The sequence below is a fragment of the Streptomyces sp. NPDC059534 genome (assembly GCF_042743475.1).
Taxonomy (GTDB): domain Bacteria; phylum Actinomycetota; class Actinomycetes; order Streptomycetales; family Streptomycetaceae; genus Streptomyces.
The window spans coordinates 162,245-183,099 of record NZ_JBHWAQ010000015.1 but is presented as its reverse complement, the minus strand read 5'-3'; the positions used below and the strand labels follow the sequence as shown (position 1 = coordinate 183,099).

The following is a 20,855-nucleotide window of genomic DNA, read 5'->3' as shown; positions in this document are numbered from 1 at the left end:
TCGGTACGCAGCGGGTTGATCTCCGAGACGGCGCCGACGAACGTGGTCTTGCCCACGCCGAAGCCGCCCGCCACCACGATCTTCGCGCTGGTGGTCGACCGGGCCGAGCCGCCGCTAGAGCTTGCGAAGTCCACTGAGCACCCTTTCGAGCAGAGTCACGTCCGGCGTGCCGCCGGTCTCTCCGTTGCCCGGCTGGTGGATCGCCACCATGCCGGCCTCCGCCAGGTCGGCGACGAGGATCCTGGCGACACCGAGCGGCATCGACAGCAGTGCCGACACCTCGGCGACCGACTTGACCTCGCGGCACAGGTGGCAGATCCGCTGGTGCTCCGGGAGCAGCGTGGCGAGGTGCGCCGGGTCGGCCGTGGTGCTGACCAGCGCCTCGATGGCGAGCTGGTAGCGCGGCCGGGTCCGGCCGCCGGTCATCGCGTAAGGACGCACCAGCGGCTGGTCGCCCTCATGTCCGTACTCGTCGACTGAGGCGCCGTACGGATCGTGAGAGGCGGGGGGCGGGGTCATGAATCCTCCGGGCGTGACAGCAAACCTTCTGCCGTCTGATGGGGCCGGTGGGGGGCCGGGTGGGGCGGCCGGACGGTGAACAGTGCCCAGAGCGGTACGGAGGGGCGTACCGCCCTGTGGGTCAGTCGGTCGGTTCGGATGGGTGTCCGGGTAAGGAACCGGCTAGTGGAGCAGGCTGCCCTGGAGCTCCGCACGGAGATCCGGGGTGAGGACGCTGCCGGCCCGGTCGACCAGCAGCGCCATCTCATAGCCGACGAGGCCGATGTCGCACTCGGGGTGGGCGAGCACGGCAAGCGAGGAACCGTCGGAGACCGACATGAGGAAGAGGAAGCCGCGCTCCATCTCCACCACCGTCTGCGCGACGGGACCGCCCTCGAAGATCCGGGACGCGCCCGCGGTCAGCGAGGTCAGTCCGGATGCGACCGCCGCCAGCTGGTCGGCGCGGTCACGGGGGAATCCTTCGGACATGGCCAGCAGGAGTCCGTCGGCGGAGACCACCACCGTGTGCGACACCCCAGGGGTGTTGTCCACGAAGTTGGTGATCAACCAGTTCAGATTCTGCGCCGCCTGGCTCATCGCGTTCAACTAACGCTCCTGCTGGTGGTTCGGACCGAGGTCGAAGCTACCCGTGGTCGAGTTGTTCGCCTGTCGGCCCTGCTGGATGCCGCGGCGCAGATTGGTCAGCCGGCCGCGGACGTCGTCGGGTGCACGCGAGACCTGGGGGCCGGCCGTGTGGGCCTGCTCCTGTGCGGTCCCGGGTACGAGGTTGGCCTTCGGCACGCGCCGGGGAAGACCGGAGGTGGTGACACCGCCGGCCGCGGGCTTGCGCACCCGCTCGGCCTGGCGCACCAGCTCGTCGTTGGGCGAGGTCCGCCAGGCGGCCCCGCCGTTCTGCCGACCGCCGTCGGCGGGCGCGGACGGCTGGGGGACGACCGGGGTCTGCGTCGTCTGGGCCACGTCCTGCTGCGCCTGCTGCTGCGCCTGCTGCTGCGCCTGCTGCTGGGCCTGGTCCTGGTGGAACCAGTTGGTCTCCAGCGTGTCGTACAGCGGCGTGCGGCCGTCACCGGCACCGGCCGGCGGCAGGGCCTCCGGACGGCGCGGCTGCCCGAGCGCGGGCTGCTGCCGGCCGGGGTCGCCGCCGGTCCGCTGCCGCGGAGCCGACGCCTGCTGAGGAGCCTGCTGCGGGGCCTGCTGCTGGGCCTGCGGTACGAACGGCTGGCGGCCGAACTGCTGCTGCTGGCCGCCCTGGTACGCCTGCGGGGCCTGGTGCTGCGGGGCCTGCTGCTGGGCCTGCGGGGCGCCGAAGTCGGGCCGCGGGAACTGGCCCGTGGAGCCCGGACCCTGCGGGGCACCGAAGTCGGGGCGCGGGAACTGCGCCGTCGACGCCGGGTCCTGGACGCCGCCCTGGTACGCCTGCGGCTGCTGGGCCTGCTGCGGACGACCCTGCTGCGGAGCCTGCGGGGCACCGAAGTCCGGGCGCGGGAACTGGCCGGTGGAGCCGGGACCCTGCGGAGCCGCCGGAGCCCCGAACAGGCCCGCCGCCTCCGGGTCCTCGTGGCCGCGCGGGGCGTCCAGCGGGGACATCTCCTGCTGCGGGCGCCGGACCGGCTGCTGCGCCGGGTCGTTGCCCCAGCTCGCGGCCTGCGGGCGCTGCGGCTGCGGGTTCCCGCCCGGCAGCTCGGCACGCGGGAAGTCGTAACCGCCGGGCTGGCCGCCCTGCGGGGCCTGGCCCTGCGGGGCGTGCTGCGGCGCACCGGGCCCGGCCTGCTGGGCGGACTGGTTGCTCTGGTTGCCCCACACGTCCGTACGGGAGGGGATGGCGCTCGCCGCGCCGCCGATGAGACCGCCGCCGCCGGGACCCGGGCGCAGCGCGTCCGGCCCCTGCGGGGCCTGCGGCAGCTGGCCGGTCTGGTCGAACTGCGCGTTCTGCGGCTGCGGGGTGCGCGACTGCGGGGCGCCCTGCGGGGCACCGTCACGGGCGGGCAGCGCGGCCCGGGGGCTGCTCGTACCGACCTGACCGCGCGGGGCGGCGGCACCGATCCGTCCGGCCGCCGAGGACGGCGCACCGCCCGGACCCGCCGGAGCGCCCGGACGTCCACCGCCGGGGCCGCCGGCCGCACCGGGGCCGCCGGGAAGACGGCCGCCCGGGGCGGAGGCACCCTGGGGCATCGCGCCCTGGCCGCCGGCGCCCGGCTTGGGCATCGGCTTCTTGCCGCCCTGGGCGACGTCGACCGGGAGCATGACGAGCGCGGTGGTGCCGCCCGAGTCGGACGGGCGCAGCTGGATGCGGATGCCGTGTCGCAGGGACAGGCGGCCGACCACGAAGAGACCCATGCGGCGGGAGACCGAGACGTCCACGGTGGGCGGCGACGCGAGCCGCTCGTTGATCGCGGCGAGGTCCTCGGGGGAGAGGCCGATGCCGGTGTCGTGGATCTCGACGAGCACCCGGCCGTCGGGCAGGGCGTGACCGGTGACCCGGACCTTGGTCTGCGGGGAGGAGAACGAGGTGGCGTTCTCCAGCAGCTCGGCGAGGAGGTGCACGAGGTCGTTGACGACCCGGCCGGCGACCTCGGTCGCCGGGACCGCGGCCAGTTCGATGCGCTCGTACTGCTCCACCTCGGAGGCGGCGGCACGGAGCACGTCGACCAGCGGGACCGGGCGGGTCCAGCGGCGGCCCGGCTCCTCGCCGGCGAGGACGAGGAGGTTCTCGCCGTTCCGGCGCATACGGGTCGCGAGGTGGTCGAGCTTGAAGAGCGAGGACAGCTGGTCCGGGTCGGCCTCGCGCGACTCCAGTTCGGAGATGAGCGACAGCTGACGCTGGATGAGGCCCTGGGAACGGCGCGAGAGGTTGGTGAACATCGCGTTGACGTTGCCCCGGAGGAGGGCCTGCTCGGCGGCGAGGCGGACGGCCTCGCGGTGCACGTCGTCGAAGGCCGCGGCCACCTGGCCGATCTCGTCCCGGGAGTGCACACCGACGGACTCGACGGAGGTGTCGACGTCCTGCGGGTCGGACTCGGAGAGCTGCTTGACGAGCTCGGGCAGACGGTCCTGGGCGACCTTGGTCGCGGTGTCCTGGAGCCGGCGCAGCGAGCGGATCATGGACCGGGCCACGACGAAGGCGCCGATGAGCGAGACGCCGAGGACGAGGAGGATCAGCGCACCGTTGATGATGGCCTCGCGCTGCGACTCCTGCCGCAGCTCACGGGCCATCGTCTCCATGTCGCCGAGGAGACCGTCCTCGATGACGTTCATGGCGTTGATCTTGATGCCGTACTCGTCGGTGAAGTTCAGGTGACCGCGACGGGTGCCGCCGGGCATCGCGTCGTCCGCGTTCAGCACGCGCTCGGCGTACTTGTCGGCGGCGACGATCGACGGGTTGGCGCCGGTGAGGGACGCGGTCCGGTCGGCGGCGTCGCCGCCGGTCGACTCGTAGATCGCCTGGAACGACTTGAACTCGACGCCCTCACTGTTGAGCGCGGCGTCGGCGTACAGGCGGTCACCCTGCTGGATGCGGCCCGGGGTCTTGTCGTTCGGCGGGAGCGCGGCGGCGATGATCGCCTGCTGGATGGAGGCGTACTCCTTGGCGGACGAGAACGCGGCGAGCGCGCGGGTCCGCTTGATCATCTCGGGGTTGCTGGTCGCCTGCGCCATGTCCTGGGACAGGCTGAGCAGCGAGCGGATGAGACGGCTGTACGCCTCGACCGTCACCGAGTGGGCGACGCCCTTCTCGTAGGCGTTGCCGCGGATCGTGTTGAGCTGGATGACCTGGGAGGCGATCTGGCTGACGTTCTGGCGGATGCTCCGCAGCGCCTCGTCGCCCTCGGTGGTCGGGATGTCCTCGGTGGCGTCGAGGAACGCCTTGTACTCGCGGTCCGTCTTCCGGCGCGGGTTGGCGACCTGGTAGTCGCTGACCGGGCGGCCGTTGGCGAGCGGACCGGCGGACAGGTCGCGCTCGGACTGCAGCGCCTGCGCGAGGTCGGTCGCCTCTCGGGTCAGCTTGGTGAGCAGCTGCATGTGGTCGAGCTGCTCCATGTCCTGGAGCGACTCGCTGATGCGGATGCCGCCCAGGGTGGTCGCCGCCACCACGGGGAGGGTGAGGAGGGCCACGAGGCGCGTCGAGATGCGCCAGTTGCGCAGGGCTATTCGCGGGCCGACCTCGTTCTCGGCCCGCGGCTTGGCAGCCGTCGCCGACGGCTCGGCCGGAGCGGCCTTGCCGCCCGTGCGCTTGCCGTCGCCGCCGTCGCCGGACGGGCCCTGACCCTGGTTCGGGGTGTGCGGGGCCGAGGGACCGCGGTCGGTCCCGGCACGCGGTTCCTGCTCCGCCGGAGCATCCGCTCGGCTCTGGCGGGCCTGGGGAGAACCCGAGCCATCCCTCTTGAAACGTCCCTGCACTAGCGTCGCAACCTTTTGACCAGGCGTCCTTCCGGGTGAACGGAACGGACGGTGTCGGCGTCAGTCGAGGTACCGGAGTACCCCAGGTGGTCATCGGTGACCGGCGCAGTTCCCCCTTCCCCGCCACTCGGCCGGCGCTGCGTTGCGCCCTCCTGCGCGCCGGCTTGAAACCCGCGGCGGTGCGTGGAATTCCAGCACAGTGCCGGATCTCCAACAAGGGCCCCGTGTCGCGCTGTGAGGGGAATGACAACCCGTGCACGAAGTGTCACCCCATGTAGAAGATGATCACGGAGGATTCGGACTTTTACCCTCCAATGGCCCGGTCCGTCCGTGTGTCCCAGTCGGCATGATCAGGAGCGGAATAGAGCATTCAGTGGCGGAATGTCCCTTTCCGTGACGACCGGCCACCATCCGTAATGCCTGGAATGTCCCCCAGGTGGTGAGCAAACTCACACACAAATCGATGTCTGAGCCATGCATTCGAAGGGAATCGCATGTTTAGCCTGACGCTTTACACCCCTTCGCGCCCGCACGGGGCGCCCGTACCGGAACAAGGTCAGATCACCGCGATGAAGACGACGACGCCCGGCACCACGGCCAACCCCCGCCGTTCCACCCTCGTCCACCTCACGGACGCCGCAGAGCTCGGCCGGGGCGCCCAGCCGGAGTACGCGGTCGAGCTGCCCGGCCGCACGGCCAACCCCCGCCGCACGATCCTCATGCAGCCCCCGGCGCCCTACGAGCCGCAGCCGTACGCCACCGCGTCCCGCTGACCCGGCGCGGGCCCGACCCGCGTCACGCCGCTCGTCACCCTTGTCATCGGCCCGGCTGATATCGCCGGTCGACCGCCCCCGCGCCGCGTTAGCCTGGAGCGTCAGACTCCAGCCAGCACCAAGTGAGGGGCGACAGCACTCGTGCGCATCGCCAGATTCTCGATCGACGGCAATGTGGCCTTCGGCGCCGTCGAGGGCGAGGGAACCGTCGAGTCCGGCGGCCTCGTCCTCGACATCATCAAGGGCATCCCGTACACCGACTTCGAGCTCAGCGGCACCAAGGTCCCGCTGAGCAAGGTACGGCTCCTGCCGCCCGTGCTCCCCAACAAGGTCGTGGCCATCGGCCGCAACTACGCGGAGCACGCCGCCGAACTCGGCAACGAGGTCCCCGACGTCCCCGTCGCCTTCTTCAAGCCCACCACCTCGGTGATCGGCTCCGGCGACGCCATCGAGTACCCCTCCTTCTCCAACGAGCTGCACCACGAGGCCGAACTGGCCGTGGTCATCGGCCGCATGTGCCGAGAGGTGCCCCGCGAGCGCGTGAAGGACGTCGTCTTCGGCTACACCTGCGCCAACGACGTCACCGCCCGCGACGCCCAGCAGCGCGAGAAGCAGTGGGCCCGCGCCAAGGGCTTCGACACCTCCTGCCCGCTGGGCCCCTGGGTGGAGACCGACCTCGACCCGAGCGACCTGACCATCCAGGCCACGGTCAACGGCGAACAACGCCAGCTGGGTCGCACGAGCGACATGATCCGCTCCATCGAGGACCTGGTCGTCCACATCACCGAGGCCATGACGCTGCTCCCCGGCGACGTCATCCTCACCGGCACCCCCGCCGGGGTCGGCCCCCTCAACGTCGGCGACGAGGTCGCCGTCACCATCGAAGGCATCGGCACTCTCACCAATAGGGTGATCAAGCGTGGCTAACGCGAACATCCGCGTCCGTTTCTGTCCCTCGCCGACCGGCAACCCCCACGTGGGCCTGGTCCGCACCGCTCTCTTCAACTGGGCCTTCGCCCGGCACAACGAGGGCACCATGGTCTTCCGCATCGAGGACACCGACGCTGCGCGCGACTCCGAGGAGTCGTACAACCAGCTGCTCGACTCGCTGCGCTGGCTCGGCCTCGACTGGGACGAGGGCCCGGAGATCGGCGGCCCGCACGCGCCGTACCGCCAGTCGCAGCGGATGGACATCTACAAGGACGTCGCCGAGAAGCTGATCGCCGGCGGCTACGCGTACCCCTGCTACTGCACCACCGAGGAGCTCGACGAGCGCCGCGAGGCCGCCCGTGCCGCCGGCCGCCCCTCCGGCTACGACGGCCACTGCCGCGACCTCACCGACGAGCAGAAGGCGGCGTACGAGGCCGAGGGCCGCGCGTCGATCGTCCGCTTCCGGATGCCCGACGAGCCGATCACCTTCACCGACCTGGTCCGCGGCGAGCTCACCTTCACCCCGGAGAACGTGCCGGACTACGGCATCCTCCGGGCCAACGGCGCCCCGCTGTACACCCTGGTCAACCCGGTCGACGACGCCCTGATGGAGATCACCCACGTCCTGCGCGGCGAGGACCTGCTCTCCTCCACCCCGCGCCAGGTCGCGCTCTACAAGGCGCTGATCGAGCTCGGCATCGCCAAGGAGATCCCCTCCTTCGGCCACCTGCCGTACGTGATGGGCGAGGGCAACAAGAAGCTCTCCAAGCGCGACCCGCAGGCGTCCCTCAACCTCTACCGGGAGCGCGGCTTCCTCCCCGAGGGGCTGCTGAACTACCTGTCGCTCCTCGGCTGGTCGTTCTCGGCCGACCAGGACATCTTCACCATCCCCGAGATGGTGGCGAAGTTCGACATCGCCGACGTCAACGCCAACCCGGCGCGCTTCGACCTCAAGAAGGCCGAGTCGATCAACGCCGACCACATCCGGATGCTCGACGTGAAGACCTTCGCCGCGGCCTGCGAGCCCTGGCTCCAGGCGCCGCACGCCAACTGGGCGCCCGAGGACTTCGACCGGGCCGCCTGGGAGGCCATCGCGCCGCACGCCCAGACCCGGATGACCGTCCTCTCGGAGATCACGGCCAACGTGGACTTCCTCTTCCTGTCCGAGCCGGTCTTCGACCAGCCCTCGTGGGACAAGGCGATGAAGGGCGAGCCCGCGGCCCTGCTCACCACCGCCCGCGAGAAGCTCGTGGACGCCGACTGGAACGACCCCGAGTCGCTCAAGAACGCCGTCCTGGCCGCCGGCGAGGCCCACGGCCTCAAGCTCGGCAAGGCCCAGGCGCCGGTCCGCGTCGCGGTCACCGGCCGCACGGTCGGCCTGCCCCTCTTCGAGTCCCTGGAGATCCTGGGCAAGGAGAAGTCCCTGGCCCGCATCGACGCGGCCCTGGCGAAGCTCGCCGCGTAAGGGATTTCGCCGTCGGGGTCCCCGCGCACGGACCGCGCGCTACGGTCGTTCCATGACCATCCGCGCGGTCCTCTGGGACGTGGACGACACGATCTTCGACTATGCCCGCGCCGACCGCGCCGGCATGAGCGCGCACCTGACGGCCGAGGGCCTGGTGGACGGATACGACTCCGTCGACCAGGCCCTCCGTCGTTGGCAGGAGCTGACCGCGCTCCACTGGCGCCGCTTCGAGGCCGGCGGCGTCGACTTCCTGGACCAGCGCAGGGACCGCGTCCGGGACTTCCTGGGGCAGCCGCTGACCGCCGCCGAGGCCGACGACTGGTTCGGGCGGTACGTGGCGCGCTACGAGGCCGCATGGGAGCTCTTCCCCGACGCCGTCCCCGTACTGGACCTGCTGGCCCGTGACTACCGTCACGGGATCCTGTCGAACTCCAGCATCCACAACCAGGAGCGCAAGCTCCGCGTCCTGGGCGTGCGCGACCGTTTCGAGGCCGTCCTGTGCGCCGCCGAGCTCGGTGTCGCCAAGCCCGCCCCGGAGGCGTTCCGGGCCGCCTGCACCGCCCTTGACCTGCCCCCGCACCAGGTGGCGTACGTGGGGGACCAGCCGGACATCGACGCGCGCGGCGCCGTGGAGGCCGGGCTGCTGGGCGTCTGGCTGGACCGCGCGGACACCGGCGGCAGGCCCGAGCTGAACCGGATCACGGGCCTCCACCAGCTCCCGGCCCTGCTCGGCGGGCATACCCGTTTTGGAGCACCGTCCACCTTCGGGTAATGTTCTTCCTGCGCCGAGGGGAACAAGCCGAAAGGCAAGAACCCGGAAAGCGCAAGCCGAGCAAGATCCTCCCTGGTGGGGACGTTGCCCCGGTGGCCTATGGTGTAATTGGCAGCACGACGGTTTCTGGTTCCGTTAGTCTTGGTTCGAGTCCAGGTAGGCCAGCTCGCAGAGCTTTATCTGCAATCGTGGATGGCATCCACAAAGCCCCCGTTGTGTAGCGGCCTAGCACGCCGCCCTCTCAAGGCGGTAGCGCCGGTTCGAATCCGGTCGGGGGTACAGATCCATCCTGTAGGTCACTTGGGTAGCTCCCAGTGGATCTACGGTGACATCACCCGGTTCCGGCCGGGTGGGATCGCTAGGGCCCCCGTTGTGTAGCGGCCTAGCACGCCGCCCTCTCAAGGCGGTAGCGCCGGTTCGAATCCGGTCGGGGGTACGGTGTAACCACCATGGCCTATGGTGTAATTGGCAACACTACGGTTTCTGGTACCGTCATTCTTGGTTCGAGTCCAGGTAGGCCAGCTCGCAGAGCTCATCTGCACCGCGGATCTGATCCGCAAGGCCCCCGTTGTGTAGCGGCCTAGCACGCCGCCCTCTCAAGGCGGTAGCGCCGGTTCGAATCCGGTCGGGGGTACAGAAAGAAGAAGCCCTTCCCTTCGGGGGAGGGCTTCTTCGCTGTTCGGTGCCGTGGGCACAACTCCGGCCCACCGCTGCGGCGTTGAAGCGGTGGGCCGGGTACGAACAGAGGGCGGGGGAACGTCAGCCGGTGCGGCGGAGCGCCTCGGAGAGACGGGCGGCGGCGTCGATGACCGCCTGCGCGTGCATACGGCCCGGGTGGCGCGTCAGGCGCTCGATCGGACCCGAGACCGACACGGCGGCCACCACGCGGTTCGAGGGACCCCGTACGGGCGCGGAGACGGACGCGACGCCCGGCTCCCGCTCACCGATCGACTGGGCCCAGCCGCGGCGCCGCACGCCCGACAGGGCGGTCGCCGTGAAGCGGGCACCCTGGAGGCCGCGGTGCAGCCGCTCGGGCTCCTCCCAGGCCATCAGGATCTGCGCCGAGGAGCCGGCCTTCATGGTCAGCGTCGAGCCGACCGGCACGGTGTCCCGCAGTCCCGAGAGCCGCTCGGCGGCCGCCACGCAGATGCGCATGTCGCCCTGCCGGCGGTAGAGCTGGGCGCTCTCGCCGGTGACGTCGCGCAGATGCGTCAGCACCGGGCCCGCGGTCGCGAGCAGGCGGTCCTCGCCGGCCGCGGCCGCGAGCTCCGACAGGCGCGGTCCGAGGATGAACCGGCCCTGCATGTCACGGGCCACCATCCGGTGGTGTTCCAGTGCCACGGCGAGACGATGTGCCGTGGGTCGTGCGAGTCCCGTCGCCGCGACCAGTCCTGCGAGGGTGGCCGGACCGGACTCCAGGGCGCTCAGGACAAGGGCTGCCTTGTCGAGAACGCCTACGCCGCTAGAGTTGTCCATGCAACGATATTCGCGTCTCACTCTGTGAAACGCAAGTTCAATTTTCCGAGGAACTTGTCACTCTGGTGAGGCGGCCGCACAACGGCCCGCGAAACGGGTCTCTAGTTGTGCCGGCGTAGACGTCGGCCGGAGGGAAAGCGATGGGTAGGACACTCGCGGAGAAGGTCTGGGACGACCATGTCGTCCGGCGCGCCGAGGGCGAGCCCGACCTCCTCTTCATCGATCTGCACCTGCTGCACGAGGTGACCAGCCCCCAGGCGTTCGACGGCCTGCGCCAGAACGGCCGGCAGGTGCGGCGCCTCGACCTCACCATCGCCACCGAGGACCACAACACCCCGACCCTCGACATCGACAAGCCGATCGCGGACCCGGTCTCCCGCGCCCAGCTGGAGACCCTGCGCAAGAACTGCGCCGAGTTCGGCGTCCGCCTGCACCCGCTGGGCGACGTCGAGCAGGGCGTCGTCCACGTCGTGGGACCGCAGCTGGGGCTGACCCAGCCCGGCACCACGGTCGTCTGCGGCGACTCGCACACCTCCACGCACGGTGCCTTCGGCGCCCTGGCGTTCGGCATCGGCACCAGCCAGGTCGAGCACGTGCTCGCCACCCAGACGCTGCCGCTGGCCCGGCCCAAGACCATGGCCATCACGATCGACGGCGAACTGCCCGAGGACGTCACCGCCAAGGACCTCATCCTGGCGATCATCGCCAAGATCGGCACCGGCGGCGGCCAGGGCTACATCCTGGAGTACCGCGGCTCCGCCATCGAGAAGCTCTCGATGGAGTCCCGGATGACCATCTGCAACATGTCGATCGAGGCCGGTGCCCGCGCGGGCATGATCGCCCCCGACGAGACCACCTTCGCGTACCTGAAGGGCCGCGCCCACGCCCCCGAGGGCGAGGACTGGGACGCCGCCGTCGCGTACTGGAAGACCCTGAGGTCCGACGAGGACGCGGTCTTCGACGCCGAGGTCGTCATCGAGGCCGCCTCGCTGGCGCCGTTCGTCACCTGGGGCACCAACCCCGGCCAGGGTGCCCCGCTTTCGGCGCACGTCCCCGACCCGGCTTCGTACGAAGACGCTTCGGAGCGCCTCGCCGCCGAAAAGGCCCTGGAGTACATGGGGTTGACCGCCGGACAGCCGCTGCGCGACATCAGGGTCGACACCGTCTTCGTAGGCTCCTGCACCAACGGCCGCATCGAGGACCTGCGCAACGCCGCGGACCTCCTCAAGGGCCGCCAGGTCGCCGACGGCGTCCGGATGCTGGTCGTCCCCGGCTCGGTCCGGGTCGCCCTGCAGGCCGTCGAGGAGGGCCTGGACAAGGTCTTCAAGGAGGCCGGCGCCGAATGGCGGCACGCGGGCTGCTCGATGTGCCTGGGCATGAACCCCGACCAACTGGCTCCGGGTGAGCGCTCCGCGTCCACCTCCAACCGCAACTTCGAGGGCCGGCAGGGCAAGGGCGGCCGGACCCACCTGGTCTCGCCCCAGGTCGCCGCCGCCACCGCCGTCCTGGGCCACCTGGCCTCCCCGGCCGATCTGTCCGACGTCGCCACCACCGCGGGGGTCTGAGGAACCATGGAAGCTTTCACCACGCACACCGGCCGGGCCGTCCCGCTGCGCCGCAGCAACGTCGACACCGACCAGATCATCCCGGCGCACTGGCTGAAGAAGGTGACCCGCGACGGCTTCGAGGACGGGCTCTTCGAGGCATGGCGCAAGGACTCCGAGTTCGTCCTCAACCGCCCCGAGCGGCAGGGTGCCTCGGTCCTGGTCGCCGGCCCCGACTTCGGCACCGGCTCCTCCCGTGAGCACGCCGTCTGGGCGCTCCAGAACTACGGCTTCCAGACGGTCATCTCCGCCCGCTTCGCCGACATCTTCCGCGGCAACTCGCTGAAGAACGGGCTGCTGACCGTCGTCCTGCCGCAGGAGACGGTGGACGCGCTCTGGGAGCTGACCGAGGCCGACCCGACCGCCGAGATCACCGTCGACCTGGAGCAGCGGAAGGTCCTGGCCGCCGGGATCGACGCCGACTTCGAGCTGGACGAGAACGCCCGCTGGCGTCTGCTGAACGGCCTGGACGACATCAGCCTCACCCTTCAGAACGAAGCCGACATCGCGGCGTACGAGGCGGCCAGGCCGTCCTTCAAGCCCCGTACAATTACGGTCTGAGCAGCGCTTTTCCAAGACTGCGCCCCCCACCTCAAGGTGGGGGGCGCAGTCGCTTGTTGGGACCCTGTCGGGCGACAACTCGCCCTAGATGGCACAATCGGTGCATGGAACGCGACAGCCAACTCGAGCTCTACGAGTCAGTCGCCGCCCGATTGAAGGAAGCGCACACAAGGGTGCGCTCACTGCAAGTCCCGGAGGGCGTAAGGATGGCGCTGTCCCGGAAGCTGCTGGTCGTGACGGCCGCGGCGAAGCACGATCTCAAGGACGCGGCTACGCGTCTGGACCGGTTGATGAAGGACCTCGACGAGGGCCGATTCCCAGAGGACGACTGACACCAGGAACTCCGTAGCGGCTCTTCCGCGTTGCGGCACTAGGGTGATTAGCCCGTTTCGTGTTTGATTTGCGGTATATACATGCCTAACGTGCGAAAAAGCTTGAACACTTTCGTTCTGGCAATGTCTCCGAAGGGGAAGACGTGAACAAGGCGCAGCTCGTAGAAGCGATTGCCGACAAGATGGGCGGTCGTCAGCAGGCCGCCGAAGCCGTCGACCACGTGCTCGACGCCATCGTGCGTGCCGTGGTCGGGGGCGACCGGGTCTCGGTCACGGGCTTCGGCTCGTTCGAGAAGGTCGACCGTCCGGCCCGCTACGCCCGCAACCCCCAGACGGGTGAGCGCGTGCGGGTCAAGAAGACCTCGGTTCCCCGCTTCCGCGCTGGTCAGGGCTTCAAGGACCTGGTCAGCGGCTCGAAGAAGCTCCCCAAGGGCGGCGAGGTCTCCGTCAAGAAGGCCCCCAAGGGCAGCCTCACCGGTGGCGCCTCCGCCACGGTGAAGAAGGCCGCCGCGAAGAGGGCCACCACCGCCAAGAAGGCCGCCGCGAAGAAGGCGACCCCGGCGAAGAAGGCCACGACGGCGGCCGCCAAGAAGGCGACGCCGGCGAAGAAGACCACCACCGCGGCCGCCAAGAAGGCGACCCCCGCGAAGAAGACCACCACCGCCGCGAAGAAGACCGCGAGCAGCGCCGCCAAGAAGGCGACCACGGCCGCCGCCGCCAAGAAGGCGACCAAGGCCGCGGCGAAGAAGACCGCGCCGGCCGCGAAGAAGGCCACGGCGACGAAGGCGCCCGCCAAGAAGACGACGGCGCGCACGACGACCGCCATCATGACCCCCGCCTACAAGCTGGCCGAGCGGAACCGCCCCGGGGGCCGGGGCTCCCACCGTGGGAGCCCGGCCCGCGGCGCGTCCCGGGGAAAGAAAAGGCCCTGGTCGGGGACGTCAGAAGGTCTGGAGCGTCACCAGGGTGATCAGCGGACCGGCCCCGGGGGCGCCGGGCTCCGTCTCGATCCGCACCCGCTGGCCCGGCCGCAGCAGCCGCAGCCCGCCCGCCTCGAAGGCATCCGCCCCGAATTCCACGGGGGTGCCGTCGTCGAGCAGCACACTGCCGCTGCGGGTCTCGGGGTCGTACGTGAACGCGGTCGCCTGCATGAACGGCAGCCTATCCGGCCACCGGCAGCCACCGGGCGGCCGTCCGGGGACCGAGCCCCAGGGCCCGGGCCTCCGCGAGATCGTCCCCGGTGTCCACGTCCCGGCGTACGGAATCCACCCCCGCGAGCCGGATTTCCACCGCCCCCGAAGACAAATGCCGCAACCTCGACGCACCCCCGAATGCCGGTTCCAATTCCACCCCCGGACCCGCCGAGAGGAATGTCGTACCTATTTCGGCGGCATCCGCGAGAAATGCCCTCGGAAAATTCCGGGCCGCGTCCAGTACCCGGGTCAGCTCCGCGGGCCGCAGCGCCGGCAGGTCCGCGTTGAGCGCGGCCACGCGCGCGTACGGCCGCCCGTCCCGTAACGCGCGGACCCCGTGAGCGAGGGCCGCGTTGAGCCCCGCCGCCGGAGTGTCCGGCACGATCCGGGCTCCCAGGGCCGCGAGCGCCGCCCCGGCCGCCGGATCGTCCGTGACGACCACCACATCCCGTACGCGCACGCAGTTCAGCACCGCCCCCACGGTGTCCTCGGCGAACGCCAGCGCGAGCCGGGGGCGCAACCGGGCTCCGGCCGCCGCGGCCAGTCTGCTCTTCGCCAGGGCAAGGGGCTTCAGGGGTACGACCAGCGACCAGTCGTCGTCCGCATCCGTGTTCATCGCGGCCTATTCTGTCCCGCCCACGCGGTCCGCCGCGGGTTCCGGGGCGTACGGTGTCACTCGACAGACCAGGAGCACGGGGCGACACTTGACCCCCTGCCAGCCAGTCCCGGAGAAAGGTGTCCGAGTGTCCCGCCGCAGAATCGGCTTCTGGTACCGCCTCGCGGCGGTCATCGCCAAACCCCCCCTGGTGGTTCTGTTCAAGCGGGACTGGCGCGGTATGGAGCACATTCCGGCCGACGGCGGATTCATCACCGCGGTCAACCACAACTCCTACCTGGACCCGCTGTCGTACGCGCACTACCAGTACAACACCGGCCGTGTCCCGCGCCTCCTGGCCAAGGCGGCCCTGTTCAAGGCCCCCTTCGTCGGCATGATGCTCCGCGGCACCGGCCAGATCCCCGTCTACCGCGAGACGACCAACGCGCTCGACGCGTTCCGCGCCGCCGTCGACGCCATCGAGCGCGGCGAGTGCGTCGCCTTCTACCCCGAGGGCACCCTCACCCGCGACCCCGACATGTGGCCGATGGCCGGCAAGACCGGCGCCGCCCGCGTCGCGCTGCTCACCCGGGCCCCCGTCATCCCGGTGGCCCAGTGGGGCGCCAACCTCGCGATGCCGCCGTACGCCAAGGAGAACAAGCTCAGCCTGTTCCCCCGCAAGACGCTGATCGTGCAGGCCGGTCCGCCGGTCGACCTCTCCCGCTTCGACGGCCTGGAGCCGACCCCCGAAGTGCTCCGCGAGGCCACCGAGACCATCATGGCCGCCGTCACCGCCCTCCTGGAGGAGGTCCGCGGCGAGAAGGCGCCGGCCGAGCCGTACGACCACCGCAGGGCCCGTCTGGACCAGCGCCGCAAGGCCGCCGAGGAGGGCGCCAAGTGACCAGGGCAGCCGTCTTCGGCAACGGATCCTGGGGCACCGCCTTCGCCATGGTGCTCGCCGACGCGGGGTGCGAGGTGAGCCTCTGGGGCCGCCGCCCCGAACTGGCCAAGGAGATCAACGCCACCCGCACCAACCCCGACTACCTGCCGGGCGTCGAGCTCCCCGCGGCGATCACGGCCACCGCGGACCCCGCCGAGGCCGCCCGCGACGCCGACTTCACCGTCCTCGTCGTCCCCTCCCAGACCCTGCGCGGCAACCTCGCCGCCTGGAAGCCGCTGCTCGCTCCGGACACCGTCCTCGTCTCCCTCATGAAGGGCGTCGAACTCGGCACCGCCAAGCTGATGAGCGAGGTCATCATGGAGGTCGCCGACGTCCCCGCCGAGCGCGTGGCCGTCCTCACCGGCCCCAACCTGGCCAAGGAGATCGCCACCCGGCAGCCCGCCGCCGCCGTCGCCGCCTGCGTCGACGAGACGGTCGCCCAGCGGCTCCAGACCGCCTGCATGACCCCGTACTTCCGCCCGTACACCAACACCGACGTGGTGGGCTGCGAACTCGGCGGCGCCGTGAAGAACGTCATCGGCCTCGCCGTCGGCATCGCCAACGGCATGGGCCTCGGCGACAACTCCAAGGCCACGCTCATCACCCGCGGCCTCGCCGAGACCACCCGCCTCGGCCTCGCGATGGGCGCCGACCCGCTCACCTTCTCCGGCCTCGCGGGCCTCGGCGACCTGGTCGCCACCTGCTCCTCGCCGCTCTCCCGGAACAACACCTTCGGCACCAACCTCGGCCGCGGGATGACCCTCCAGGAGACCATCGCGGCCACCAAGCAGACCGCCGAAGGCGTCAAGTCCTGCGAGTCCGTGCTCGATCTGGGCCGCCGCCACGGCGTCGACATGCCCATCACCGAGACCGTCGTCTCGATCGTCCACGACGGCAAGCCGCCGGTCGTCGCGCTCAAGGAACTGATGTCGCGATCGGCCAAGCCCGAACGCCGCTGACCCGCCGCCGACCCGCCTTAGCCCCGCCGCCGGGCCGTCGGCGACCCGCCCGCTGCGCCGTACGCGCGCGGCGGCAGCGGGGCGCTCAGGAGTTCGGGAGTCGCAAGGTACGCTCATCGCGATATGAGCGAGAACACCCAGAGCCCCCGCAAGCCGCGCGTGGCCGTCGTCTTCGGCGGCCGCAGCTCCGAGCACGCCATCTCCGTCGTCACGGCGGGCGCCGTCCTGAGCGCCATCGACCGGGACAAGTACGACGTGCTGCCCATCGGCATCACGACGGACGGGCGCTGGGCGCTCACCGCCGACGCCCCCGAGCGCATGGCCATCGCCGACCGCGCCCTGCCGAACGTCGCCGACCTGGCCGAGTCCGAGGAGGGCGGCGTCGTCCTCTCCGTCGACCCCGCCAACCGCGAGGTCGTCCTCACCGAGCCCGGCGCCGTGCCGAAGGCCCTCGGCGAGGTCGACGTGGTCTTCCCGATGCTCCACGGCCCGTACGGCGAGGACGGCACCCTCCAGGGCCTCCTGGAGCTCTCCGGCGTCCCCTACGTCGGCGCGGGCGTCCTCGCCTCCGCCGTCGGCCAGGACAAGGAGTACATGAAGCGGGTCTTCGTCTCCTTCGGCCTCCCGGTCGGCCCGTACGAGGTCATCCGGCCGCGCGAGTGGGAGCAGAACCCGGCCGCCGCCCGCAAGAAGATCGTCGAGTTCGCCGCCGACCACGGCTGGCCGCTCTTCGTGAAGCCCGCCCGCGGCGGTTCGTCGATGGGCATCACCAAGGTCGACGACCTCTCCGGCCTGGACGAGGCCATCGAGGAGGCCCGCCGCCACGACCCCAAGATCCTCGTCGAGTCGCTGCTGCGCGGCCGCGAGATCGAGTGCGGCGTCCTGGAGTTCGAGGACGGCCCGCGCGCCAGCGTGCCGGCCGAGATCCCGCCGGTCACGAACCACGACTTCTACGACTTCGAGGCCAAGTACATCGACTCGGCCTCCGGCATCGTGCCCGCGCCGATCGGCGACGAGGCCACCGCCGAGGTCCAGCGCCTGGCCGTCGCCGCCTACGAGGCCGTCTCCTGCGAGGGCCTGGTCCGCGCCGACTTCTTCCTCACCGAGGACGGCGAGTTCGTCATCAACGAGATCAACACCATGCCGGGCTTCACGCCGATCTCCATGTACCCGCGCATGTGGCAGGAGAGCGGCGTCGGCTACTCCGAGCTCGTCGACCGGCTGATCCAGGCCGCGCTGAACCGCTCCACGGGCCTGCGCTGACCGGGACGCACCAGAAGACCGTGCCGCCGCCTCTCAGAGGCTCGGGGGCACGGTCTTCCGTACGGGGGCGGCGAGATCCGCGAGCGGCGTGACGTCGTGCGCGTACCGCTCGTCGAGCGTCACCTCGATGTACGTCTTCCGGTACACCGAGGTGAATCGGGGCCCGCTGCCCTCGGGGCGCTCCAGCATCCAGTTCACCTCGTTGGCCTCGATGCCCTGCGCCGTCGGATCGCTCATCTTTTCGGGCCGGGGGACCCCGCAGCGCAGTACGATCGCACCGTCACCCCACCCGGCGGTCAGCTCGGAGCCGGGTTCCGGATCACTCCGTTCCAGCCCCGCCACGGTGTCGGGAAGCTCCTTCGCCAGGGCCTGGCAGAAGGCGGCCTCCGCCGCCGGGGGGCTGGGAACCTCGACGGACGCCGCGGCGCCCGAAGAGGAGCAGCCGACGGCGGCCAGCAGCAGAACACCCGCGGTGGCGGCGGGCAGGCCGAAGGGCCGGTGGGAAGACGTCACCGGCCAAGCGTAGACGGGGGCTACAGATGAACGACCGGGCAGGTGAGGGTGCGCGTGATGCCGTCCACTTGCTGGACCTTGGCGACCACCATGCGGCCGAGATCGTCGACCGTGTCCGCCTGCGCGCGCACGATGACGTCGTACGGACCGGTCACGTCTTCGGCCTGGAGCACCCCCGGGATCTTGGAGATGGTGTCGGCGACGATCGACGCCTTGCCCACCTCGGTCTGAATAAGGATGTACGCCTGAACCACGGAACCTCCAGGGCGACCACGAGGATCTTGTGGGAGAAAGGGACGCCACGGTACCGCGTCGCCGCGGGCCGCGGGGAGACCCGCGCGTTCCGGGGCGCTCGCGGTGTGGCGTACGCAGGACAGAAGTTGACGGTCTACTTGACGGTACCCAGCACGGTGACGGCCCGCGACCCGCGGCGCGCCCAGACGCGCCCCCGCCCGCCGGCCGGCACGAAGACACGAGGTGAGACGCGGTGAAGGGCACAGTCGGAGAACTGGGCGAGTTCGGGCTCATCAGAGAGCTCACGTCCCGGCTCACCTCCACCCCCGCGGTGCGGATCGGGCCCGGCGACGACGCCGCGGTCGTCTCCGCCCCCGACCGGCGGGTGGTGGCCAGCACGGACATCCTCCTCGAAGGACGTCATTTCCGCCGCGACTGGTCGACGGCGTACGACGTCGGCCGCAAGGCCGCCGCGCAGAACCTCGCCGACATCGCCGCCATGGGCGCGGTCCCCACCGCGCTCCTCCTCGGCCTCGTCGTCCCCGCGGAACTGCCCGTCACCTGGGCCACCGAACTCATGGACGGACTCCGCGACGAATGTCAGGTCGCGGGCGCGGCAGTGGTCGGCGGGGACGTCGTCCGCGGCGACACGATCATGGTCTCCATCACCGCCCTCGGCGACCTGCGCAACCACGACCCGGTCACCCGGGGCGGGGCCCAGCCCGGCGACGTCGTCGCCTACACCGGCTGGCTCGGCTGGTCCGCCGCCGGATACGCGGTCCTCTCCCGAGGCTTCCGCTCCCCGCGCGCCTTCGTGGAGGCCCACCGCAGGCCGGAGCCGCCGTACCACGCCGGTCCGGCCGCCGCCGGACTCGGTGCCACCGCCATGTGCGACGTCAGCGACGGCCTCATCGCCGACCTCGGCCACATCGCCGAGGCCAGCAAGGTCCGCATCGACCTGCGCTCCGGGCTCATCGACATCCCCACCCAGATGAACGACATCGGCCAGGCCGTCGGCGTCGACCCCATGCAGTGGGTGCTCACCGGGGGAGAGGACCACGCCATCGTGGCCACCTTCCCGCCCGACGTGAAGCTCCCCGCCCGCTGGAAGGTCATCGGCGAGGTCCTCCACCCCTCGGCGCTGCCCCAGGTCACCGTCGACGGGGCGCCCTGGCACAGCGCCGGAGGCTGGGACCACTTCGGGGAGACGGAGTGACCTCCCGGCCCCCGCTCGTCCTCACCGTCGCCGGATCCGACTCCGGCGGCGGCGCCGGCATCCAGGCCGACCTGAAGACCATGCTGGCCCTCGGCGTCCACGGCATGAGCGTCCTCACCGCCGTCACCGCCCAGAACTCGCGGGGCGTCCACGGGGCCTGGGAGCTGCCCGAGGAGGCCGTACGGGCCCAGTACCGGGCCGTCGTCGACGACATCGGCGTCCAGGCGGTCAAGACGGGCATGCTCGCCTCCGCCGCCCTCGTCGAGACGGTGGCCGAGCTGCTCGCCGGGACGGACGCGCCGGTCGTCGTCGACCCGGTGGGCGTCTCCAAGCACGGGGACCCGCTCCTCGCCGAGAACGCCCTCGGCTCCGTCCGCACGCGGCTGCTGCCCCGCGCCACCGTCGCCACCCCGAACCTGGACGAGGTGACGCAGCTCACCGGCGTCCACGTCGTGCACGAGAGCGACATGCGGACCGCCGCCGAGGCGATCCTGTCGTACGGACCCGAGTGGGTCCTGATCAAGGGCGGGCACCTGCCCACCGGCCGGGACGCCGTCGACCTGCTCACGGACGGCTCCGAGGAGCACTGGCTGCGCGCCCCGCGCCACGACAACGGCCACACCCACGGGACGGGCTGCACGCTCGCCTCGGCCATCGCCTCGGGGCTCGCCAAGGGGCTGCCCGTGCCGGAGGCGGTACGGCAGGCGAAGGAGTACGTGACGGGCGCCATAGCCGCCGGCTTCGCCCTGGGCGCGGGCATCGGCCCGGTCGACCACGGCTGGCGGTTCAGGGACTGAGGGGCCCGTCGGTGGCCACACCGGCGGCCCTTCCGTCTCCGGGCATGGCAAAAGGCCGGTTCACCTAGGTGAACCGGCCTTTCAAGGCAACCGCAGGGGCTGCGCTACGACAGAACGTCGCAATTAGCGCGAGACCTTGCCGGCCTTGATGCACGAGGTGCAGACGTTGAGCCGCTTCGGCGTCCGACCGACCACGGCACGCACACGCTGGATGTTCGGGTTCCAGCGACGAGGCGTACGGCGGTGCGAGTGCGAAATGTTGTTGCCGAAGCCCGGCCCCTTGCCGCAGACGTCGCAGTTGGCAGCCACGGGTCACTCCAA

General features: G+C 70.9%; 22 protein-coding genes, 5 tRNA genes and 2 pseudogenes. 18 read left to right on the top strand and 11 right to left on the bottom strand.

The window, feature by feature from the left end; genetic code table 11:
- From ACFVZH_RS19780 to ACFVZH_RS19765, 4 genes and pseudogenes are all read right to left on the bottom strand, one after another.
- A pseudogene (locus tag ACFVZH_RS19780) lies at window positions 1-134 on the bottom strand (ATP-binding protein); the annotation flags it as partial.
- The gene (locus ACFVZH_RS19775; protein WP_017235980.1) at window positions 115-519 is read right to left on the bottom strand and encodes a DUF742 domain-containing protein; all 405 of its coding nucleotides are present in this window, start codon (window positions 517-519) and stop codon (window positions 115-117) included. The pseudogene ACFVZH_RS19780 and the gene ACFVZH_RS19775, both read right to left, overlap by 20 nt.
- A gap of 162 nt (window positions 520-681) precedes the next feature.
- Window positions 682-1,095 carry a roadblock/LC7 domain-containing protein gene (locus ACFVZH_RS19770; protein WP_030496942.1) on the bottom strand — a complete coding sequence of 138 codons (414 nt, stop codon included), beginning with the start codon at window positions 1,093-1,095 and terminating at the stop codon, window positions 682-684.
- 9 nt (window positions 1,096-1,104) lie between these two features.
- On the bottom strand, window positions 1,105-4,911 hold the full coding sequence (locus ACFVZH_RS19765) for a nitrate- and nitrite sensing domain-containing protein (RefSeq protein ID WP_384898648.1): 3,807 nt from the start codon (window positions 4,909-4,911) through the stop codon (window positions 1,105-1,107).
- Between the two features lie 569 nt (window positions 4,912-5,480).
- Here ACFVZH_RS19765 and ACFVZH_RS19760 point away from each other — a divergent pair.
- The 9 genes from ACFVZH_RS19760 to ACFVZH_RS19720 all read left to right on the top strand — a co-directional run bounded on the left by ACFVZH_RS19760 (window position 5,481) and on the right by ACFVZH_RS19720 (window position 9,485).
- The gene (locus ACFVZH_RS19760) at window positions 5,481-5,684 is read left to right on the top strand and encodes a hypothetical protein (RefSeq protein WP_384898647.1); all 204 of its coding nucleotides are present in this window, start codon (window positions 5,481-5,483) and stop codon (window positions 5,682-5,684) included.
- A gap of 141 nt (window positions 5,685-5,825) precedes the next feature.
- Window positions 5,826-6,611: a fumarylacetoacetate hydrolase family protein gene (locus tag ACFVZH_RS19755; protein ID WP_384898646.1), complete on the top strand. Its 786-nt coding sequence runs from the start codon at window positions 5,826-5,828 to the stop codon at window positions 6,609-6,611.
- Window positions 6,604-8,079 carry a glutamate--tRNA ligase gene (gltX, locus tag ACFVZH_RS19750; protein ID WP_384898645.1) on the top strand — a complete coding sequence of 492 codons (1,476 nt, stop codon included), beginning with the start codon at window positions 6,604-6,606 and terminating at the stop codon, window positions 8,077-8,079. Before ACFVZH_RS19755 ends, gltX begins: the two co-directional genes overlap by 8 nt.
- 52 nt (window positions 8,080-8,131) lie before the next feature.
- On the top strand, window positions 8,132-8,851 hold the full coding sequence (locus ACFVZH_RS19745) for an HAD family hydrolase (RefSeq protein WP_384898644.1): 720 nt from the start codon (window positions 8,132-8,134) through the stop codon (window positions 8,849-8,851).
- A gap of 93 nt (window positions 8,852-8,944) precedes the next feature.
- Window positions 8,945-9,016 (top strand) — tRNA-Gln (locus ACFVZH_RS19740).
- A 41-nt stretch (window positions 9,017-9,057) separates the two neighbouring features.
- Window positions 9,058-9,130 (top strand) — tRNA-Glu (locus ACFVZH_RS19735).
- An 84-nt stretch (window positions 9,131-9,214) separates the two neighbouring features.
- Window positions 9,215-9,287, top strand: a tRNA-Glu gene (locus ACFVZH_RS19730).
- 14 nt (window positions 9,288-9,301) lie between these two features.
- A tRNA-Gln gene (locus ACFVZH_RS19725) sits at window positions 9,302-9,373 on the top strand.
- A 39-nt stretch (window positions 9,374-9,412) separates the two neighbouring features.
- A tRNA-Glu gene (locus ACFVZH_RS19720) sits at window positions 9,413-9,485 on the top strand.
- Between the two features lie 125 nt (window positions 9,486-9,610).
- On the opposite strand, the gene ndgR is transcribed toward ACFVZH_RS19720, so the two are convergent.
- Complete coding sequence (gene ndgR / locus ACFVZH_RS19715) at window positions 9,611-10,327, bottom strand: IclR family transcriptional regulator NdgR (protein WP_016432448.1); 717 nt, start codon at window positions 10,325-10,327, stop codon at window positions 9,611-9,613.
- 140 nt (window positions 10,328-10,467) lie between these two features.
- On the opposite strand from ndgR, the gene leuC reads away from it, so the two are divergent.
- From leuC to ACFVZH_RS19700, 3 genes are all read left to right on the top strand, one after another.
- The gene (gene leuC / locus ACFVZH_RS19710) at window positions 10,468-11,892 is read left to right on the top strand and encodes a 3-isopropylmalate dehydratase large subunit (RefSeq protein WP_384898643.1); all 1,425 of its coding nucleotides are present in this window, start codon (window positions 10,468-10,470) and stop codon (window positions 11,890-11,892) included.
- Window positions 11,893-11,898: 6 nt separating this feature from the next.
- On the top strand, window positions 11,899-12,492 hold the full coding sequence (gene leuD, locus ACFVZH_RS19705) for a 3-isopropylmalate dehydratase small subunit (RefSeq protein WP_384898642.1): 594 nt from the start codon (window positions 11,899-11,901) through the stop codon (window positions 12,490-12,492).
- Between the two features lie 104 nt (window positions 12,493-12,596).
- Window positions 12,597-12,824: a hypothetical protein gene (locus ACFVZH_RS19700; RefSeq protein WP_030325570.1), complete on the top strand. Its 228-nt coding sequence runs from the start codon at window positions 12,597-12,599 to the stop codon at window positions 12,822-12,824.
- Between the two features lie 47 nt (window positions 12,825-12,871).
- Here ACFVZH_RS19700 and ACFVZH_RS19695 read toward each other — a convergent pair whose 3' ends face one another.
- Window positions 12,872-13,045 (bottom strand): hypothetical protein, encoded by a 174-nt coding sequence (locus tag ACFVZH_RS19695; RefSeq protein WP_384898641.1) that lies wholly within the window; start codon window positions 13,043-13,045, stop codon window positions 12,872-12,874.
- Here ACFVZH_RS19695 and ACFVZH_RS19690 point away from each other — a divergent pair.
- Window positions 12,968-13,669, top strand: a pseudogene (locus ACFVZH_RS19690) (HU family DNA-binding protein); the annotation flags it as partial. The gene ACFVZH_RS19695 and the pseudogene ACFVZH_RS19690 sit on opposite strands and share 78 nt — an antisense overlap.
- Before the next feature lie 96 nt (window positions 13,670-13,765).
- Here the strand turns inward: ACFVZH_RS19690 and ACFVZH_RS19685 are convergent.
- On the bottom strand, window positions 13,766-13,975 hold the full coding sequence (locus ACFVZH_RS19685; RefSeq protein WP_384898640.1) for a hypothetical protein: 210 nt from the start codon (window positions 13,973-13,975) through the stop codon (window positions 13,766-13,768).
- 10 nt (window positions 13,976-13,985) lie between these two features.
- On the bottom strand, window positions 13,986-14,633 hold the full coding sequence (gene cofC, locus ACFVZH_RS19680) for a 2-phospho-L-lactate guanylyltransferase (RefSeq protein WP_384898639.1): 648 nt from the start codon (window positions 14,631-14,633) through the stop codon (window positions 13,986-13,988).
- A gap of 127 nt (window positions 14,634-14,760) precedes the next feature.
- Here cofC and ACFVZH_RS19675 point away from each other — a divergent pair, with 127 nt between their 5' ends.
- The 3 genes from ACFVZH_RS19675 to ACFVZH_RS19665 all read left to right on the top strand — a co-directional run bounded on the left by ACFVZH_RS19675 (window position 14,761) and on the right by ACFVZH_RS19665 (window position 17,774).
- Window positions 14,761-15,513 (top strand): lysophospholipid acyltransferase family protein, encoded by a 753-nt coding sequence (locus ACFVZH_RS19675; protein ID WP_384898638.1) that lies wholly within the window; start codon window positions 14,761-14,763, stop codon window positions 15,511-15,513.
- On the top strand, window positions 15,510-16,511 hold the full coding sequence (locus tag ACFVZH_RS19670) for an NAD(P)H-dependent glycerol-3-phosphate dehydrogenase (RefSeq protein WP_384898637.1): 1,002 nt from the start codon (window positions 15,510-15,512) through the stop codon (window positions 16,509-16,511). Before ACFVZH_RS19675 ends, ACFVZH_RS19670 begins: the two co-directional genes overlap by 4 nt.
- Window positions 16,512-16,634: 123 nt before the next feature.
- Window positions 16,635-17,774: a D-alanine--D-alanine ligase family protein gene (locus tag ACFVZH_RS19665; RefSeq protein ID WP_384898636.1), complete on the top strand. Its 1,140-nt coding sequence runs from the start codon at window positions 16,635-16,637 to the stop codon at window positions 17,772-17,774.
- A 33-nt stretch (window positions 17,775-17,807) separates the two neighbouring features.
- Here the strand turns inward: ACFVZH_RS19665 and ACFVZH_RS19660 are convergent, their stop codons facing one another.
- Both ACFVZH_RS19660 and ACFVZH_RS19655 read right to left on the bottom strand, forming a co-directional pair.
- Window positions 17,808-18,287, bottom strand: coding sequence for a DUF3515 domain-containing protein (locus ACFVZH_RS19660; RefSeq protein WP_384898635.1), 480 nt, complete (start codon window positions 18,285-18,287; stop codon window positions 17,808-17,810).
- Between the two features lie 20 nt (window positions 18,288-18,307).
- Window positions 18,308-18,541: an Lrp/AsnC family transcriptional regulator gene (locus tag ACFVZH_RS19655; protein WP_030551081.1), complete on the bottom strand. Its 234-nt coding sequence runs from the start codon at window positions 18,539-18,541 to the stop codon at window positions 18,308-18,310.
- A 233-nt stretch (window positions 18,542-18,774) separates the two neighbouring features.
- Here ACFVZH_RS19655 and ACFVZH_RS19650 point away from each other — a divergent pair, with 233 nt between their 5' ends.
- The gene (locus ACFVZH_RS19650) at window positions 18,775-19,737 is read left to right on the top strand and encodes a thiamine-phosphate kinase (protein WP_384898634.1); all 963 of its coding nucleotides are present in this window, start codon (window positions 18,775-18,777) and stop codon (window positions 19,735-19,737) included.
- Window positions 19,734-20,534 (top strand): bifunctional hydroxymethylpyrimidine kinase/phosphomethylpyrimidine kinase, encoded by an 801-nt coding sequence (gene thiD, locus ACFVZH_RS19645; RefSeq protein WP_384898633.1) that lies wholly within the window; start codon window positions 19,734-19,736, stop codon window positions 20,532-20,534. The genes ACFVZH_RS19650 and thiD overlap by 4 nt, the downstream gene beginning before the upstream one ends.
- Before the next feature lie 123 nt (window positions 20,535-20,657).
- On the opposite strand, the gene rpmB is transcribed toward thiD, so the two are convergent.
- A complete protein-coding gene (gene rpmB, locus ACFVZH_RS19640; RefSeq protein WP_015036441.1) occupies window positions 20,658-20,843 on the bottom strand; it encodes a 50S ribosomal protein L28 in 186 nt (61 codons plus the stop codon).
- Between the last annotated feature and the right edge of the window lie 12 nt (window positions 20,844-20,855).

Coding starts and splice junctions, on each gene's coding strand:
- ACFVZH_RS19775 (WP_017235980.1), bottom strand. CDS start 519: ATGACCCCGCCCCCCGCCTCTCACGATCCGTACGGCGCCTCAGTCGAC.
- ACFVZH_RS19770 (WP_030496942.1), bottom strand. CDS start 1,095: ATGAGCCAGGCGGCGCAGAATCTGAACTGGTTGATCACCAACTTCGTG.
- ACFVZH_RS19760 (WP_384898647.1), top strand. CDS start 5,481: ATGAAGACGACGACGCCCGGCACCACGGCCAACCCCCGCCGTTCCACC.
- ACFVZH_RS19745 (WP_384898644.1), top strand. CDS start 8,132: ATGACCATCCGCGCGGTCCTCTGGGACGTGGACGACACGATCTTCGAC.
- ndgR (WP_016432448.1), bottom strand. CDS start 10,327: ATGGACAACTCTAGCGGCGTAGGCGTTCTCGACAAGGCAGCCCTTGTC.
- leuC (WP_384898643.1), top strand. CDS start 10,468: ATGGGTAGGACACTCGCGGAGAAGGTCTGGGACGACCATGTCGTCCGG.
- leuD (WP_384898642.1), top strand. CDS start 11,899: ATGGAAGCTTTCACCACGCACACCGGCCGGGCCGTCCCGCTGCGCCGC.
- ACFVZH_RS19700 (WP_030325570.1), top strand. CDS start 12,597: ATGGAACGCGACAGCCAACTCGAGCTCTACGAGTCAGTCGCCGCCCGA.
- ACFVZH_RS19685 (WP_384898640.1), bottom strand. CDS start 13,975: ATGCAGGCGACCGCGTTCACGTACGACCCCGAGACCCGCAGCGGCAGT.
- cofC (WP_384898639.1), bottom strand. CDS start 14,633: ATGAACACGGATGCGGACGACGACTGGTCGCTGGTCGTACCCCTGAAG.
- ACFVZH_RS19665 (WP_384898636.1), top strand. CDS start 16,635: ATGAGCGAGAACACCCAGAGCCCCCGCAAGCCGCGCGTGGCCGTCGTC.